13 protein-coding genes are annotated in these 16,604 nt (G+C 51.2%); all 13 read left to right on the forward strand.

Going from position 1 to position 16,604, the window contains the following annotated elements:
• Positions 1-2: 2 nt before the first annotated feature.
• The 13 genes from NXS97_RS21940 to mngB all read left to right on the forward strand — a co-directional run bounded on the left by NXS97_RS21940 (position 3) and on the right by mngB (position 16,570).
• Positions 3-608, forward strand: coding sequence for a DUF3540 domain-containing protein (locus NXS97_RS21940; protein WP_116219952.1), 606 nt, complete (start codon positions 3-5; stop codon positions 606-608).
• Positions 609-617: 9 nt separating this feature from the next.
• Entirely contained in the window at positions 618-1,010 is a 393-nt protein-coding gene (locus NXS97_RS21945) for a DUF4150 domain-containing protein (RefSeq protein WP_014605535.1), read from the forward strand.
• 47 nt (positions 1,011-1,057) lie between these two features.
• The gene (locus NXS97_RS21950) at positions 1,058-3,622 is read left to right on the forward strand and encodes a type VI secretion system Vgr family protein (protein ID WP_210481238.1); all 2,565 of its coding nucleotides are present in this window, start codon (positions 1,058-1,060) and stop codon (positions 3,620-3,622) included.
• On the forward strand, positions 3,597-4,115 hold the full coding sequence (locus tag NXS97_RS21955) for a hypothetical protein (protein ID WP_024472413.1): 519 nt from the start codon (positions 3,597-3,599) through the stop codon (positions 4,113-4,115). Before NXS97_RS21950 ends, NXS97_RS21955 begins: the two co-directional genes overlap by 26 nt.
• Positions 4,116-4,238: 123 nt before the next feature.
• The gene (locus NXS97_RS21960) at positions 4,239-5,054 is read left to right on the forward strand and encodes a hypothetical protein (RefSeq protein WP_246874119.1); all 816 of its coding nucleotides are present in this window, start codon (positions 4,239-4,241) and stop codon (positions 5,052-5,054) included.
• A 12-nt stretch (positions 5,055-5,066) separates the two neighbouring features.
• A complete protein-coding gene (locus tag NXS97_RS21965) occupies positions 5,067-5,507 on the forward strand; it encodes a DcrB-related protein (RefSeq protein ID WP_022623326.1) in 441 nt (146 codons plus the stop codon).
• A 3-nt stretch (positions 5,508-5,510) separates the two neighbouring features.
• Complete coding sequence (locus NXS97_RS21970) at positions 5,511-9,926, forward strand: RHS repeat-associated core domain-containing protein (RefSeq protein ID WP_234033866.1); 4,416 nt, start codon at positions 5,511-5,513, stop codon at positions 9,924-9,926.
• Positions 9,923-10,399, forward strand: a complete 477-nt coding sequence (locus NXS97_RS21975) for a hypothetical protein (protein WP_072136893.1) — start codon at positions 9,923-9,925, stop codon at positions 10,397-10,399. Before NXS97_RS21970 ends, NXS97_RS21975 begins: the two co-directional genes overlap by 4 nt.
• A gap of 251 nt (positions 10,400-10,650) precedes the next feature.
• The gene (locus NXS97_RS23345; protein ID WP_368845541.1) at positions 10,651-10,932 is read left to right on the forward strand and encodes a DUF6386 family protein; all 282 of its coding nucleotides are present in this window, start codon (positions 10,651-10,653) and stop codon (positions 10,930-10,932) included.
• A 1,080-nt stretch (positions 10,933-12,012) separates the two neighbouring features.
• The gene (locus NXS97_RS21980; protein ID WP_105088250.1) at positions 12,013-12,474 is read left to right on the forward strand and encodes a PTS sugar transporter subunit IIA; all 462 of its coding nucleotides are present in this window, start codon (positions 12,013-12,015) and stop codon (positions 12,472-12,474) included.
• Positions 12,471-12,794 (forward strand): PTS fructose transporter subunit IIB, encoded by a 324-nt coding sequence (locus tag NXS97_RS21985; protein ID WP_013026223.1) that lies wholly within the window; start codon positions 12,471-12,473, stop codon positions 12,792-12,794. Before NXS97_RS21980 ends, NXS97_RS21985 begins: the two co-directional genes overlap by 4 nt.
• A 13-nt stretch (positions 12,795-12,807) precedes the next feature.
• On the forward strand, positions 12,808-13,911 hold the full coding sequence (locus NXS97_RS21990) for a PTS fructose transporter subunit IIC (RefSeq protein ID WP_029568939.1): 1,104 nt from the start codon (positions 12,808-12,810) through the stop codon (positions 13,909-13,911).
• 25 nt (positions 13,912-13,936) lie between these two features.
• Positions 13,937-16,570: a mannosylglycerate hydrolase gene (gene mngB / locus NXS97_RS21995; RefSeq protein ID WP_041457691.1), complete on the forward strand. Its 2,634-nt coding sequence runs from the start codon at positions 13,937-13,939 to the stop codon at positions 16,568-16,570.
• Positions 16,571-16,604 lie beyond the last annotated feature (34 nt).

The raw sequence follows: 16,604 nt of genomic DNA on the forward strand, positions 1-16,604 counted from the left end.
CAATGAATAATGTCAATCATACGCTGGCAAAAGCCATTTTACCGCCGGTGCAGGCCGCGGGTGTTGTCACGCACTGCTTCGTCGATGGCAGCCTGACAGTTCAATGTGAAGGGCGAGGCTGGCATTGTCGCCGGGCAGCAAGTTGCGTCATTGTGCCGCAAATGGGTGACACAGTATTAGTCACCAGCGTCGAAAACCAGATTTGGCTACTGGCCGTGCTGGAGCGTAGCAATCCGCAAAAGGCCGAACTCAGCGTACCGGGCGATTTACATATCAATAGCGCCGGCGAGCTGAGCTTAAGCAGTGCCGCGCTGCGCGTCAGCGCTGAGCAAGGGGATTGCCATATCAACGAGATGAATTACAGTGGTGACAAACTGTCTGCCTGGGTCAGTCTTTCACGTATCGTGGGCAAACGTGCAGAATCCGTATGGCAAACCATCACCCAGATTAGCCATAACCTGCTGCGTACCACACACAACACCGAACAAGTTCGTGCTGGGCAACTTGATATGAAAGCGGAAGATTACGCACGTTTGCACGCTCACAATACGGTAATCACCTCGAAAGCGATAACCAAAGTGGATTCTGAACAGATTCATATGGGTTAAGGAGAAAAGATGTTTGCAAACTGTCAGCTTTTTGGTGTGGATCTGGCTTTCCCGGATGTGTGCCTGACGCCGACGCCCGCACCGGTGCCGATTCCTTATCCCGATATTGCGCTGGGGCCGACGGCAATTCCGAATGCGCTCAATATCCTTTTCATGGGAATGCCTGCGCATAATATGGCAACCGTAACGCCACTCACCAACGGCGATAACCCAGGCGTCGCAACCGGTGTGGCATCGGGAACGGTCATGGGACCTTCGCGTCACCTTACCGGTTCATTCACTGTGTTATTGAAAGGCACGCCGGCAACGCGGCTTACGAGCATGAGTCTGCAAAATTCAACGAATGCGATCGGCATGCGTATTGTTCCCAGCCAGTTCAAAGTATTGATGCTTGCGCCTTAACGCGTTAACCCTTTTTACCAACCCCTTTTCTGACAGGGATGAATTTTATGTTTTCACGTATTACAGTCCAGTTACCCGCACAAGGACTGCTGTTCCGACGTCTGAGCGGCAGCGAAGCGCTGTCCCAGTCGTTCGTGCTGCAAGCGGAGCTGCTCTCCACCGACGCGCGCATTGATCGTAAGTCGTTGCTGGGCAAGCCGGTCACGTTCACGCTGCCGACGGACGGTCTGCTGAGCGCGGTGAATCCGCGCTACATCAACGGCAAAATTACGCAGATAGGCGTGCGCAGCGAGGAGCTGGGCGGCGTGCGCTACGCCGTTTACGGGCTGACGGTGGAGTCGGATCTGTGGCCGATGAAGCGCGACCGCAACCTGCGCATCTTCCAGAGCCAGACGGTGCCGCAGATTGTGCAGACGCTGCTGAAGGAGTACGGAGTGAACGTGGAAACGCGCCTGGCGGGAAGCTACCGGGTGTGGGAATACTGCGTGCAGTATCAGGAGAGCAGCTTCGACTTTATCAGCCGGCTGATGGAGCTGGAGGGGATTTACTACTTCTTCCGTCACGAGGCGGACAAGCACACGCTGGTGCTGTGCGACGCCCCGGACCAGCACCAGGCGTTCCCGGGCTACGAGACGATAGCCTACCACGTGACGCCGTCGGGCGGCAGCGTGACGGAAGAGGGCGTGAGCCAGTGGGCGCTGTCGGAAAGCGTGACGCCGGGGATGTACAGCACGGACGACTACGACTTCCGCAAGCCGAACGCGTGGATGCTGCAGGCGCGGCAGAACCCGGTGTCGCCGACCCCGGGCTCGGTGGACGTTTACGACTGGCCGGGTCGCTTCGTGGAGCACGGTCACGGCGAGTACTACGCGCGTATCCGCCAGGAGGTGTGGCAGGTGGAGCACCACATGGTGAGCGGCAGCGGCACGGCGACGGGCATCGCGCCGGGCTACACTTTCGCGCTGCTGAACGCACCGCACTTCAGCGACAACGGCAAATACCTGGTGACGTCGGCGCACTACGACTTTGAAGAGAACAGCTACGCCAGCGGCGACGTGGGCGCCACGCGGCACAACATCGACTTCACGGTGCTGCCGGCGGCGGTGACGTACCGTGCGAAGCCGGAGACGCCGTGGCCGAAGACGCACGGCCCGCAGACGGCGAAGGTGGTGGGGCCGAAAGGCGAGAGCATCTGGACGGACAAATACGGCCGGGTGAAGGTGAAGTTCCACTGGGACCGTCTGGCGAAGGGCGACGACACGAGTTCGTGCTGGGTGCGCGTATCGAGTGCCTGGGCGGGTCAGGGCTTCGGCGGGGTGCAGATCCCGCGCGTCAACGATGAGGTCGTCGTGGACTTCATCAACGGCGATCCAGACCGTCCGTTGATCATTGGCCGCGTTTATAACGAAGCCAGTATGCCGCCATGGGCACTACCGGCTGCCGCCACACAAATGGGCTTTCTGAGTCGCTCGAAAGACGGCACTGCGGATACCGCGAACGCATTACGCTTTGAGGATAAGGCGGGCGAGGAGCATTTGTGGATCCAGGCGCAGAAGAACATGGATACCAACGTCAAAAATGACGAAACGCACAGCGTTGGTGGAGAACGAAGCCACTATGTTGCTAAAAATGAGCTGCATAGGGTTGAAGCCAATCAGAGTCAGGCTGTAAAAGGCGGAACCGAAATCCTGACTGGCCAGGGTAAAGTTGATGCCGTAGTTGAACAGTATGTTCTGGCGTCGGGAACACAGTTGAGGCTTGTTTCTGGTGAAAGTGCTATCGAGCTCAATGCCAACGGAACAATAAATCTTATTGGAAAAGATTTTAACTTCTTTGTTGAGAACGATGGACATATTACGACAGGTGGCAAACTGAATCTGAATACGTCGGGGGCTAAACCTGGCACAACTGCGCCGGGTGCAGGCCACAAAGGCGATATTAATGCGGCCGTACAGGAGAAATTTACGCCGGGAAAGCCTGATACGGCAGGTGCGCTGGCAAGCGCACCTGCCGACGCTTCAAATAATGTGGCTAATCCCACTCGTGTTCAAACATCCTCTTTTAGCGGTTATGGCAAAGATGTCGATAATTTGGTTGAGAAATCACCTACCATGAAACAGGATATCACCACATTGAAAAAGCGCGGATGGGTGTTTAAAGAAGGTGAGGCGGGCAAGGGGACTTCAGCGGATCGTCAGGGCCGTATCATAACCGTCGATAAAAGCCAGATGAATAACGCCGCTAAAGTCGTCCAGTCGCTGTCACATGAGAGTGGGCATGCACTTTATAAACCCAATATTGATCTGAGTTCTAAGAATAGTTATCTGAACAGTACACTCAGTGATGAAGGCGCTGCCACACTAAATAATATTCGTGTACAGCGTGAAATCATTGCTAATCAGGGGGGAGACATCGGTATAGCCGGTAATGCTGCGAATCAGAAGGATTACAACAGTATCTTCGACTCCTTGCAAAAAGGTGACATAACTGAGAGTGACGCAAGAATGAAAATTGGGCGCATCTTTGGAAAGGGTGAACAGACCTCCACCACTAAGGAGTTTTACGAAGATTATTATGGAGGTTGGTATGATAAAAATTACCCGTCAAAGTAAACTATCAGTCATATTAGTGGCAGGTTTTTTTATAAGCGGATTAGTGGAAGCAAAGATGCAAGCAAATGATATATGGAGTTTTGTCACTCAGATGAGTTCCAGTGTGAAAAGTTTGTCTGTGCAAGCTATTCACAATGCCCCAATGGCGTTCACATTAAAAAGTCAGAATGAATATATCAATTTTTACAGCGCTGACCGGGTCAGGCTTAACGATGCTTCCTTGATTAGCGATATCGAGTTGCGCTTGAGTAAAACCCCTGACGGAATGGCTCCCTTTCTGAGTTTTTCGCCACAAGGGAAATGCATTACACTTAATGACATAAAAGAACATTATCAGGCTATCCGGTTAACGGATTATCCACGCGGACAGTCTGAAAATGAGCTCACCAGCTACACATCATCCCCTGATGCCAACGGGCAGGTTATCACCTTTTCGTTCACGGCTAAAAATCCGGACTGCCTGAGTAGAGTCATTATTACCACTGAAGACTAAAGAGACTCGTTCTCAGTAATAACCGTCAGGCACAACACTCAGCAGCAATTTTTTCCCTGTTCGATTATCTTGCTCGAATGCCCCTCTCTCATTAGAAGATATATGACGTTAATCAGGTTTTTTATGGCACTGGCGTTTTTGCTAACATCCGTTTTAAGCGAGGCAAATACGGTGCCGACAGTATCAGCGCCTCCACTTAGCAATAACGATTTCTCGGTCCTGCTCAACGACTACGCTTTCACCCCCGGCGACGCATGGAACAACCAAAGCTTCATACGCGCAGGCAAAGCCCTGAGTTCCGTTGTGGCCGGAGAAGTCGTCATCAATGAGCAGCGGTACAACTATTACCAACATACCTATGAAGGCTTTCAGTTATTCAGCGCGACGGCGGTAGGAAACGCCAGCCATGCAATTCTGGCAGAGATCCTATTGGACGGTGCCAGCGTGCCGACGGCTCGTAACATAATCGTCGGCGATAGCGTGGAACAGGTTCAGAAAGCCTATGGACCCGGAAAAGAAGATAACAGTGATAATCAGCACTGGCTTATCTATCAGATGGGTGACAAGCAGTTGATGTTCGAAATTGACCAGCAAAAAGTCAGTAACATCATGTTGAATACCACCATGAGTGCAGAGCAACATGAAGTCAGCGCTGATCAGGCTATCGCCTTAGCGACGAACGCGATTCATACTTATCACCTCACCGCGCTTGATGATCAATGTCTGAGATACGACCTGGATGACACCAGTGAGAAGGCGTTCTACATCATCACGGTTCGTGAAGACAACCATGACGTCAGTTGCGGCGGGGACCCGGATATTTCTCCCCGGCTTTTTGATATCAAAGTTGCTCGGGATAACACACAGATACTCACAAATGCCGATAACGCGGATGGCGATTATCGTAGCCTGGTTCCACCCGCCACAAACAATCAATAAAACGGACATCCAATGAATTATCAGTTTAATGAAGGCGCTTTTGCGCTGTTTCCTGCTGCCTGGCAGGACACGACCATGAATATTTTGCGGGATGACGCCAGCGGACTGGCATTAGTGGTGAGCCGTGGTGTGATTCCTGAAGACAGCGATGCGGAAAAAGAGTTTCAGCGCCAGTGGGACACGTTGCGCAGCCAGATGGGGCACATTCAGCAGACGGAATTTGTTCGGGTTACGGCTGGCGCGGATAACGCTTTGCGTGCGCTAGAAGTTGAAACCGCCTTCGATCGTAACGGACAAGCCGTGTGGCAGCGACAGTTGGCGACCCGGGTTCCGGATAGCAACATCTTAATGATTTTTACCCTCTCCGCGATGCGCGCTTTCAACGAAGAAGACGGCCAGCGTTGGAATGCCTTCAAACAAAGCCTGAGTCTGAACAACCCACGGAAAGCATAAGCTATGGATAACCGTGCGGCCCGCGTGGGCGATGAGATCATTCATTCCAGCATTTTCGCTGATATCACCAGTATTGTCGCTGAGGGCGCAGCCTACGCGGTGATCGGTGCGGCGGTCGGTGCGGCGGCAACAGCAGCAGCACCATTGCTGGGGGCAGGAATGGCTGCGGCAGGCGTCGCAGCCATTGGTTCCAGCTGTCTGCTCAGCGGCATTATTGGCGGTGTATTAGCGAATGCTGCGGGCATTTCGGATGACATCACTAAAGCGGCCGATGGGCTGGGAGACATGATATTCCCGCCTTCTCCAGCCGGTGTGATCGCCAGCGGATCAGAGAATGTTCACGTTAATGGTCTTTTAGCTGCACGCGCGGCCGGGATGCTTACGCCCGGAGATACGCCGCCACCGGAACCGCAATCGCCCAAGAGTTTCGCAGACTATGGCGGCATGCTGCTCTCTGCGGTGGGTCAGTTTGGCAGTGCAATGTGGCAACCCACGGTAGCCTCCGCCGACGCTGGCACCTCTCCGCTGGAGCAGGACAAAGTGGCCTGTGAAAAGCACAGCGCACCGCAATATCTGGCGCAGGGATCGAAAAGCGTCTTTATCAATGGCCAGCCTGCGGTGCGGGCAAAGGATAAAACCACCTGTGATGCCACCGTGAGTGACGATGTTTCCCCCAATGTCATCATTGGTGGTGAAACCGTCACAGTAAGAGAAATTAAAAGTGGCAAGGTGCCAGGTCTGGCCGTGATGATGATCGGCCTTTCCCTGATTCGTGGTCGCCCCAGCCAGATCCTGAAAAACATGCCCTGCGCGCTGGCGAGCGCCGTGGGCGGGATGATGGCGGATATGGCGATTAACGCCGCCTTCTCGTCGCTGTTCCCGGTTCATGCCTCCACGGGCGTCAAAGTGCTTAACGATGATGCCGAGCGCGATTTCTCCCTTCCTGGTCGCTTCCCGCTCAGTTTCCAGCGTAGCTATAACAGCCTGACCCAGCGCAGCGGATTATTTGGTCTGGGCTGGGCGACGGTGTTTGACAGCTATATAACGCTGGATGGCAATCAGGCGACCTGGTTTGATGACAACGGGCGCGAACTGAGCTTTGCGGTTCCCGGTGAAAAAGAGGTGCTCTACAGCATCAGCGAAGGGCTGATGGTAAGGCGCAACGAACTGGGTGATATCGCCATTGCCGACGACGACGGTGCGGTATGGCGTCTGTACAGACGTACGGCCGCTGATCCGCAAGTGCTGCGGCTGGCTTCACTGAGCGACGAATACGGCAATGCGCTGGAGATGGGCTGGGACGAGCAGGCTCGCCTGGTGCGCATTCATGACGCGCCGCTGGCTATTGATGTCACCCTGCATTACGACGACAAACAGCATGCACAGCGCCCGACCTCGGCCAGCCATTTTGATGGTGAGCAGCACTGGCCATTAACGCACTGGACTTACAATGAACAGGGCCAGCTTGCCAGCGTCACCGATGCCGCAGGCGTTGTCTCGCGGCGCTTCCGTTACAACGATGACGGGTTAATGGTCTGGCATCAACTGCCGGGCGGGCTGGAAAGCGAATATCGCTGGCAGAAGCTGGATCACTGGCGCGTCGTTGAAAACCGCACCAATACCGGTGACGGCTGTCACATGCATTATGATCTTGATGCTGGCATCACGCGCGTATCGACCTATGACGGTCAGCAGCGCGAACATCACTGGAATGCTGCAGGGCTCATCACCTGCTTTATTGATGAGCGGGGCGAGACCTGGCGCTATGAGTGGGATGAAAACGAACTCCTGACGCGCCGTATCGATCCGCTGGGTAATGCGGTGAGCTTCACCTATGACGATCTCGGCAACCGTGTAGAAGAGAAAGATGCGGACGGCGGTGTACAGGCGGTGCAATGGCTGTCACACCGTTCTCTGCCCACGGTCGTTGCCGGGGCTGACGGTTCCACCACGAAATACTATTACGATCCCCATCATGGCCTTGAGCGCGTGGTTGATGCGCTCGGGCAGAGTACCTTTTATAAGCGGGATGAGTTTGGGCTGGTTGTCGAAGAGATTGACGCGGCAGGCAACAGCTATCGTCGTGAATTCAATGATGCCGGCCAGGTTATCCGCGAAACAGACTGTTCAGGGCTGACGACGCGCTACCGCTATCATCCGCTTGGCTGGCTCAGCTGTGTGACTGCGCCGGATGGTGAAGAAACCCGGTATCACTATGATGCTGCGGGCCGTCCTGTTCTGCTGGAGCGGGCAGAGGGCTGGGAAGAGCGATTGCGCTGGAGCGACAACGGCCTGCCACTGGCCCACGAGTCAGCGGATGGTAAACGTAGTGAATTCCGCTACGACAACGTCGGGCGCTTAATCGCCAACCGTAATGCCCAGGGCGAGACGGTTCAGCGCAGCTGGGACAGCCGTGGTCGGTTGACGGCGCTGCAAAACGAGAACGGCGAGCAGTATCAGTTCGAGTGGGGCGCAGATTCCCTGTTGCTGGCCCAGGTCGGGCTGGATGGCGTTGCCACGCGATACGAGTATGACGCGGCAGGACGCACGTTATCTCGCACCTTTGCCGCCGGGCATCCTCAGGCGATTACCCATCGCTATCACTGGAGCCGGGCGGGGCAACTGCTGGCACGGACCACGCCGGAAGGCCAGACGCGCTATCACTACAGCGGTGGTGGGCAGTTAAGTAAAGTGTCGCAGCATCTGCCGCTGTCTGACACCGAGTGGAGCCAGCAGGCCGAGCAGGAGATTGCGTTTACCTATGATGCGCTGGGCCGCATCGTAGGTGAGCAGGGTGAACAGGGCGCGCTGGCCTGGGATTACGACGCGCTGGGTAACTGCACGGCCTTAACCCTGCCGGATGGTCGCAACCTGAAGCAGCTTTACTACGGCAGCGGCCATTTACTGAGCATCGCGCTGGACAACCTGCCGGTCACCGAATTTACCCGTGACACATTGCATCGGGAACTCAGCCGCACGCAGGGCGGCCTGACCACGCGCAGTGAGTATGACCGGTTGGGCAGGCTGCGCCGCCGTGACGTTTTCAAAGGTGAAGCACAGCGTCCTGCGCCGCGCGTCTGGTCCCGCCGGCGGGACTTCGATTACGGCAACAACCTGATCCGTGAAGAGCGCGACGATAACCCGTTCAGCCAGACATTATGGCACTACGATAACGCCGGTCGGCTGCTGTCTCAGGAAGGCGCGCAGCCGGGTAATGAGCAGTGGCGCTGGGATGGCGCAGGCAACCCGCTGGATCGCCATGCCGCTTCCCACATCATGCATAACCGCGTCACTGAACTGAACGGTATCCGCTGGCAGTACGACATTCATGGCCGCACCACCGAAAAGGATGACGGCCAGACCCGCTGGCGCTACCGTTACGATGGTGAGCACCGCCTGACGGACGTCATCAGCGAACCGCGGGACCGCAATAAGCCACGCACTAAGGTGAGCTTCCGCTATGATACGCTGGGGCGACGCATCAGTAAAACCCGCCAGCAACTGTTACAGGGCAGGCCGTCTGGCAAGGCCGTCACAACGCGCTTTGTCTGGGAAGGCTATCGTCTGCTGCAGGAAATCCACGACGATACTCCGCTTACCTATGTCTACAGCGACAGCCAGAGCTATGAGCCGCTGGCCCGTATTGATGGCGTGGAAAGCCCGGAGATATTCTGGTTCCACTGCGCCGCTAACGGCACGCCGGAACTGCTGACTGACGTCGAAGGGCAGAAAACCTGGGAAGGTGTGAACAGTCCATGGGGCAAACTGCTGCGCGAGTCTAACCAGCGAATTCCGGTGGTGGAGCAGAACCTGCGTATGCAGGGCCAGTACCTGGATCGTGAAACCGGGCTGCACTATAATTTGTTCCGTTATTATGATCCGGACAGCGGCCGGTTTACCCAGCAGGACCCGATAGGGCTGGCGGGCGGGATCAACCTTTACCAGTATGCCCCGAATGCGCTGGGCTGGGTGGATCCGTGGGGGTTAAAATGCAAAGGTGCTGGAGATGAGCCAGCATTAGGCCCTCATGGTAAATTAAAAAATGATCCTCGCCCTGGGCAATCTCATCACCTAAATCAGGATGCTGCTTACAGGGATTTGATCCCACGAGATAGTGGGGCTGCAATAAAATTACAAGGAAACGCTTTTACTGAGCCAGGAACACCCCATTACGAAGCACATAAGTCTCTTGAAAATTTCTGGAATCGATACAGGAAGGGAGGAGAACTTTACAGAGAGGTGCCTACTAATCTTCAATATACACAAGCTCTGAAGCACTCTTTAGAGTCTACGGGGATGTCTCCTGAACAAGTAAAGGCTGCGGTAAAATATAGTATTCAAAATCGAATTGAACACGGAGCGCTTGGTGGGCAGAATGTGCCAAGAATACCGGGAAGAATAAATCAGGTGAAACCATGAAGATATCCAGATTGGCTGTAAGTCGTTTACAAAAAGTAAAATGGTTCGTGAATGTGGGTAAAGCAACCAATTTGCAGAAGATAAAAAAGGTTACTAATGAATCAGATTTCGTCAAGCACATAACAAGTATTGATTGGGAAAATGCAACGATTGAGGCTGGTAATGAGATTACAGGTTATTTAGCAAAAAAACATAGTAGAGAGTATCAGGAATGGAATCCCCTTGTGAGAGAAGCAAAAGATATCATTAATAAAGAAATCATTCCTCTTATAAAAATCGTTGATGGTATTGACGAAAGTATTATTTTAGATAATGTTAAGTGGGATTTAGTTAACTATCTAATGGAAGATGCTTATAAAGAATATCTGAAAGGTGATCTGTTTTTTGAATTTCTGCTTGAGGTTTATGAAGACGGTCACATTCCCTGTGGATGGGAAGGCAAATGGCCTTCAGGAAAACTTGTTATTTTTTAACTGAAAACGTTTACACATGAAATAAAACTAAATTGTGCATCATTCTATATGATGCTTTAAATTCTAGTGCTATACCAGTGATGAAGTGTTTAATTTGTTAATTACATTTTACTGTTATTTTTTTATAATGAGCGTCTAATCATGGAGTGGTTAGATGATTATCTACATTTGAAAGATAATGTATTATGAAAGTTAGTAATGTTGATTGAAATTAGATCCTATAATCAGTGGGGTGATATTCAAACAAAACTATAAGTTATGTTAAAACATATTCATTTATGAAAGATGCTGCAACATTATCAATTTTTTATTTAGCCTCTCTGAAACACAGAATCGATGATAATGTAGGCTGGCGGAGTATTGATGAAGGTGAAATTAATAAATGTAATTTTTTGAACATTTGTGAAGGTAGAAATTATAATATAAAAGTTTATCAGGTGATTCTGAGAATTTGTCACACATTCGCGTTGAATGTACCATCTGGAAAAGTATACATAGGTGCAGGAGAAGATACTAGAGGTGTTGTTTTTTAGCCTGACGATTCTGATTATATTTCAAGGGGTTTTTTAGATTTTAATTCCGAATATTATGATATCAATTGCGAAGAAGAGAGTGATGTAATAAAATGTATTTTTAATCTGCGTTAATAGTAAGAGTGATATAAAGGAGTTCATAAGGGCATAAGTTTGAGGTCATCAAAATTAAATTATTAATTATAAAAGTGCGATTGGGGGCTAAGTTGCATTTTTCATGGATGTTCAACTAATGCGTAACCTACTATTTTATAGATACGAATAATGCGACCCGATTTTCTAAATGGCTGCGAGTTGGTGGTTAGATAAATGATTTGATGCTGCAATAATATATCATTACCTAGGGGTATTTAGAATTTAAGCTTTTTGTGTTTGATTCATCACGCTCTGATTAAGACTTTAATAAATAAAATTGAGCTATATTTCATCGTTACTATAGATGCTGTTTAACACCAAAGTACCTTTTGACTTTTTAATATTTATGTTCGCCTTAATAACTTCTGTTTTTTCTTCACCGCCCACTTAGCATCATCGGAGCAAACGCTGATTATTTACACAAGCAATTTTTTTATTATAGGGATGCGTATGGCTGTTTACAATTAATTTTCAGTTTTTTTGTCGAAACTTGAGCCTGTTCACCATTGATTGTAAGACATTACGCCTCCTAAATGCTGCTCTGAAGTTGTGAATGAAATAATCGATACTGATCTGAGAACTTCATGTTTGCAGAACAATCAATCTTGTCATCCCGTTTTGCACCACCTCTATAATCCTAAGTTAAATAATAAATCCCCTGTTAAATAGTATCCACTTTCCTCAATCCTCCCTCACATACCCAAAAAATCACCTTTCAAACATTCCCAATCCATTCCCACCTTACAAACACCTCTAAAACCTGTCCTTATTCCTCCACGTGATCCATATCTCAAAGAAAGTTATTATTTAGACCTGCCTCCCATTTCTGGCCCGCTCTGCCGCAGACATCTTCCGCACCATACCGGAAACCGCTTGTGTTTACATACCTTAGGTTTCGGTTAGGATTTTCATCAAGGTACGGAACAATCCGGCAAGAGGGAAAACATGCTTATTGATCGCGAAAGCATATTCTTAAATAAAGTATTTACCAGCAAAGACGAGGTCTTTGATTTTATTGCTTCGCACGCGGTTGCACAGGGATGGGCGCTGAGTGCAGATGACATTAAAACGGATCTCTGGCAGCGAGAGCATGAATATTCCACGGGTTTTGAAAGTCAAATCGCCATGCCTCATGCCAAAACGGACAACGTAATAAAAGCCGGCGTGATTTTTATTCGGCTGAATGACGCAATTGAATGGCAAAGTCTGGATGGCGAACCCATCAAAATAATCTTCGCACTTTTGGTACCAAAATCTGGCGCCAGTCTTCTGCATTTAAAAATCATTAACGCGCTGGCAAGCCAGATTGTTGATGATGATTTCAGGCGAGCCTTATTTACGCTCGAAAACAGGGATGCCCTGTTCCAGTTTATGGTGCAACGAATCCAGTTTAAGGAGGAAGCATGAATATCGTAGGCGTCACGTCCTGTATTGCGGGCTTAGCCCATACGCCAATGGCAGCCAAATCGCTTGAGAAAGAGGGAAGAAAGCAGGGCCATCAGGTGCATATCGAACAGCAAGGGGCGATGGGGATGATCGATAAATTAACCCCGCAACATATTGCTGAAGCGGACTTTGTGCTGATTGCCGCCGATCGCTCGATTGAAGAAGAAGAGCGCTTTGCCGGTAAGACCGTCATTAGGGTGAAAATCAGTCAGTGCGTCGGACATGCAGCCGAGGTCATTGCAAAATGCGTGGCGGCTGTCGAGGCGCGCCGTAACCCGTGATATTGGTGACACTATGAAAAAAACTATGGTCAATATCAAAAACCATTTAATGACAGGGATCTCTTTTGCGCTGCCCGTCATTATTGCCGGCTCGTTAGTCGTCGCCGTGGCTAAGATTATCGGCATCATCTTGGGTGAACCCAATCTGGACAGCTTTGCCCACAGTAGCGGGCTGGAAAAATGGCTGTATCTTGCCCAGGATATCGGCTTCAAAATCATTGGATTAATGAATTACGTATTAGGTGCTTACGTTGCCTATTCAATAGCCGGGAAAAAAGGGCTGGCGCCAGGTTTTGCGGCGGGGCTGATTGCCTCTGTTACCGGATCCGGTTTTCTGGGAGCGGTACTGGGCGGCTTACTGGCGGGTTATTCTGCGGAATGGGTATCACGAAAAATCCGCATCACCGGTTCTGCCGCTTCGTCCGTGCCCCTAATCATCCTGCCGTTTATTACCGTCGGGTTGCAGGTTGTCGTGATGCTGTTGCTACTGGGCGATGTGCTGCACTGGCTCAACAGTTCTCTGATGGCCTGGGTGCAGCGCATGACCGAAGACGGCACCAATACCGTTGTGCTGGCGGCGGTACTGGGCGGCATGATCTGTTTTGACCTTGGCGGGCCGGTTAATAAAGCGGCATGGGGCACGGGAAATGTGTTGTTTATGAGTGGCGTTTATTTACCGGCTATTTTGGTCAATGTCGCGATTATTATTCCGCCATTAGGCTATGCCGCTGCCCGCTTTATCCGGCCAAGTAACTTCAGTGAAACCCTAAAAGAAGCCGGTAATGGCTCGGTGATTATGGGCATTCTGGGAATATCCGAAGGGGCAATACCGTTTACGTTAAAAAATCCCGCGCGATTAATTCCGTTAAACATACTGGCGGGCGCCATGGGTTCAATGACGGTGGCGCTGTTTAAAGCTTATCCCATTATGCCGCCGTTGGGGGGCTTGTACGGTGGTTTTACCGTCGGGAATCCGTGGGCCTATTTTCTTGGCGCGCTGGTGGGCACCTTAGTGATCGCAATAGGCGCTAACGTTTTAGTGAATTTTAATGAGACGGATGCGAACAGCGAGAGCATCAATACTTCCCCGGACGATATTGAAATTAAATTCGACTAAAGCGGTTTTTAGTAAGGTTAATAATATGAAAAAGCGGACAGTTCATCTCTATACGCACACGCACTGGGATCAGGAGTGGTATTTTACGTCTTCACGCTCGCGGATTTACCTGTACAACCATATTAAAAATCTTATTCAGGTACTGGAAACCCATCCTGAGTTTCCCTGCTATTTATTAGACGCACAAAGCTCACTTATCGAAAGCTATCTTCAGTGGGCTCCTGAGGATCGAGCCAGACTCACGAAACTGATCGCCGATGAACGTTTGCTGACGGGGCCGTGGTTTACCCAAACGGATCAGTTGGTGATTCATCAGGAGTCTGTTGTCAGGAATTTGTTTTACGGTATGGAAGTGGCTCAACGCCATGGCAACGTAATGATGCTGGGCTATGTTCCGGACTGTTTTGGCCAGGGCGGCAATATGCCGCAACTCTATCGCCAGTTCGGTATCCATCACGCCTTATTCTGGCGCGGCATCGCCGACAATACGCTGCACGAAACAGAATTTTTCTGGCAGGGTGATAACGGTGACCGGGTTTTTGCCCTGCAGATGCCGTGGGGTTATCACTACGGCGGCTTGCTGGATGAAACGCCTGAAACCATGAAAGCCTTTCTTGATGAGAAGATGGCTGCAATAGAAGCGCGTAGTCATCGCCAGCACCTGCTGTTTCCTCATGGCTTCGACCAGGCTCCCGTGCGCCGCAACTTGCCAGAATTAGTCGAGCAGTTTAATGCCCGTGATGATAGCCGCGAGTACCTCATCAGCAATCCGCTGACTGTCGTTAAGATGCTGGAACAGGAAGCCGGTGCAGAGGTTCGAACGCTAAAGGGTGAACTGACCGAAGCTAAGCATTCGCGCGTGCACAAAACGATCTTCTCCTGTCGTGCCGACCTGAAACTGTTAAACAATGAAGTTGAATCGCTGTTGGTGGATACGCTTGAGCCTGTGCTGGCGATAAGTCAGAGCCTGGGCAATGCCTATCCCAAACATATTGTCGCAACGATATGGAAACTGATGTTTTACAACGCCGCCCATGACAGCATCGGCGGATGTAACAGCGATGATACCAATCAGGATGTCTTCTTCCGCTATAAAGAAGCCAAAGGGCTGGCGCAGAATTTACTGGAGTTACATACCCGACTGATCACACAGCGCATTCCACGCCAGCATGATTTTACCTTCACCGTATTCAATCCACTGCCGTGGAGTGTTGCTCCTGGCATAACCTTTGAGGCCTGGCTGCCGGGGCTGCCGTTTACCTTGCGTGACGGCAACGGCAAAGCAATCCCCTGTGTTATCGAGTCTGAAGAAGATCTGACGCAATACGTACTTAATCAGACGATTCGCCTCGATCCGGGCAAAGCCTGGCATAAACCTGAAAAAGTCTGCCGTACGCGTCTGACCGTTAACAGCCCGGTATTACCGGCACTGGGCTATGACCGCTGGTACATTGATTTCAGTGAGGATAACGCCGCGAGGCCAGCGCTGAGCCAGGAGACAACGGCTGAAAATGACGTTTACCATATTCAGGCGGAAGCCGATGGCCTGTTAACCATTACCGATAAACGGAGCGGTAAACGCTATCCGCGGCAAATGCTGTTTGTGGAAAACGGTGATGATGGGGATTCATACAATTATTCGCCGCCTCGGGCCGACTGGATGATTACGTCTGAGGGTGCCATGACGACCGTTCAGAAACAAAAGAGTACCGTCAGCCAGGGCCTGATACTTCGCTACGCGCTCAAGGTCCCGGCTGATTTAGCCGAAAGGGCGGCAGGCACTGCCACGACAACCCTGAACCTCAAGGTAAAAGTCGTTCTGCAGAATGACGATCTTATTCGCTTTAATGTGGAAGTGGATAACAACGTTCTGAGTCATCGTCTTTGTGTGCACTTTGCCACTGATATTGCGGCCAGGGTTTCCTGTGCCGATCAGCTGTTTGGCGCGGTCACCCGACCGGTGCAACTTGGCAAGGCGCTGCAGTGCTGGGAAGAAGAGCGCTGGCAGGAAAAACCGATCTCGATTGAACCGATGCAAAGCTACGTCAATCTCCACGATGAGCAGCACGGCTTTACGCTGCACACCAATGGTGTGCGTGAATACGAAATCGTCGGGGATGATTTCAATACGCTCTCGCTGACGCTGTTCCGCACATTTGGCTTTATGGGTAAAGAAAATCTGCTTTATCGGCCGGGCCGCGCGTCCGGTGAAAGTATCGTAGAAACGCCCGATGCCCAGCTGTTGAAAACTATGACCTTCTCATTTGGCTGGCGAACTTACCTCGGCACATTCGATGAGGCCCAACATGCGCGCGTGTCGAAAACCTGGCTGACCGAGTTTCCCGTTTATCAGGACAGCGACTTCCTGAACGGACGACTGCGTTTTTGTCTGAATGACGAGGTGCGGGATTATCCCGAAACTTATAGCGCGCTAAGCCTGCCAGCAACACATCGCGATGCCCTGGTCAGTGCGGTGAAATGTGCGGAAGACCACAGCGGAATCATCATCAGATTTTATAATCCCCATCTGGAAACCGATGTCGTGATTCCGCCTCTGCAGGACGCGCGCTGCGTAATGCTCGATGAGATGACGCCCATGCAGGCACGGCAGACGCTCAAGCCTAACGACGTGCAGACGGTGCTGATTAAACGGATATAACCATGAGACTGTTCACCAGCAAACGGGTCAGGGA

Source organism: Pantoea sp. B623 (assembly GCF_024814475.1).
Lineage (GTDB): Bacteria > Pseudomonadota > Gammaproteobacteria > Enterobacterales > Enterobacteriaceae > Pantoea > Pantoea ananatis.

Coding starts and splice junctions, on each gene's coding strand:
- NXS97_RS21940 (WP_116219952.1), top strand. CDS start 3: ATGAATAATGTCAATCATACGCTGGCAAAAGCCATTTTACCGCCGGTG.
- NXS97_RS21945 (WP_014605535.1), top strand. CDS start 618: ATGTTTGCAAACTGTCAGCTTTTTGGTGTGGATCTGGCTTTCCCGGAT.
- NXS97_RS21950 (WP_210481238.1), top strand. CDS start 1,058: ATGTTTTCACGTATTACAGTCCAGTTACCCGCACAAGGACTGCTGTTC.
- NXS97_RS21955 (WP_024472413.1), top strand. CDS start 3,597: ATGATAAAAATTACCCGTCAAAGTAAACTATCAGTCATATTAGTGGCA.
- NXS97_RS21960 (WP_246874119.1), top strand. CDS start 4,239: ATGGCACTGGCGTTTTTGCTAACATCCGTTTTAAGCGAGGCAAATACG.
- NXS97_RS21965 (WP_022623326.1), top strand. CDS start 5,067: ATGAATTATCAGTTTAATGAAGGCGCTTTTGCGCTGTTTCCTGCTGCC.
- NXS97_RS21970 (WP_234033866.1), top strand. CDS start 5,511: ATGGATAACCGTGCGGCCCGCGTGGGCGATGAGATCATTCATTCCAGC.
- NXS97_RS21975 (WP_072136893.1), top strand. CDS start 9,923: ATGAAGATATCCAGATTGGCTGTAAGTCGTTTACAAAAAGTAAAATGG.
- NXS97_RS21980 (WP_105088250.1), top strand. CDS start 12,013: ATGCTTATTGATCGCGAAAGCATATTCTTAAATAAAGTATTTACCAGC.
- NXS97_RS21985 (WP_013026223.1), top strand. CDS start 12,471: ATGAATATCGTAGGCGTCACGTCCTGTATTGCGGGCTTAGCCCATACG.
- NXS97_RS21990 (WP_029568939.1), top strand. CDS start 12,808: ATGAAAAAAACTATGGTCAATATCAAAAACCATTTAATGACAGGGATC.
- mngB (WP_041457691.1), top strand. CDS start 13,937: ATGAAAAAGCGGACAGTTCATCTCTATACGCACACGCACTGGGATCAG.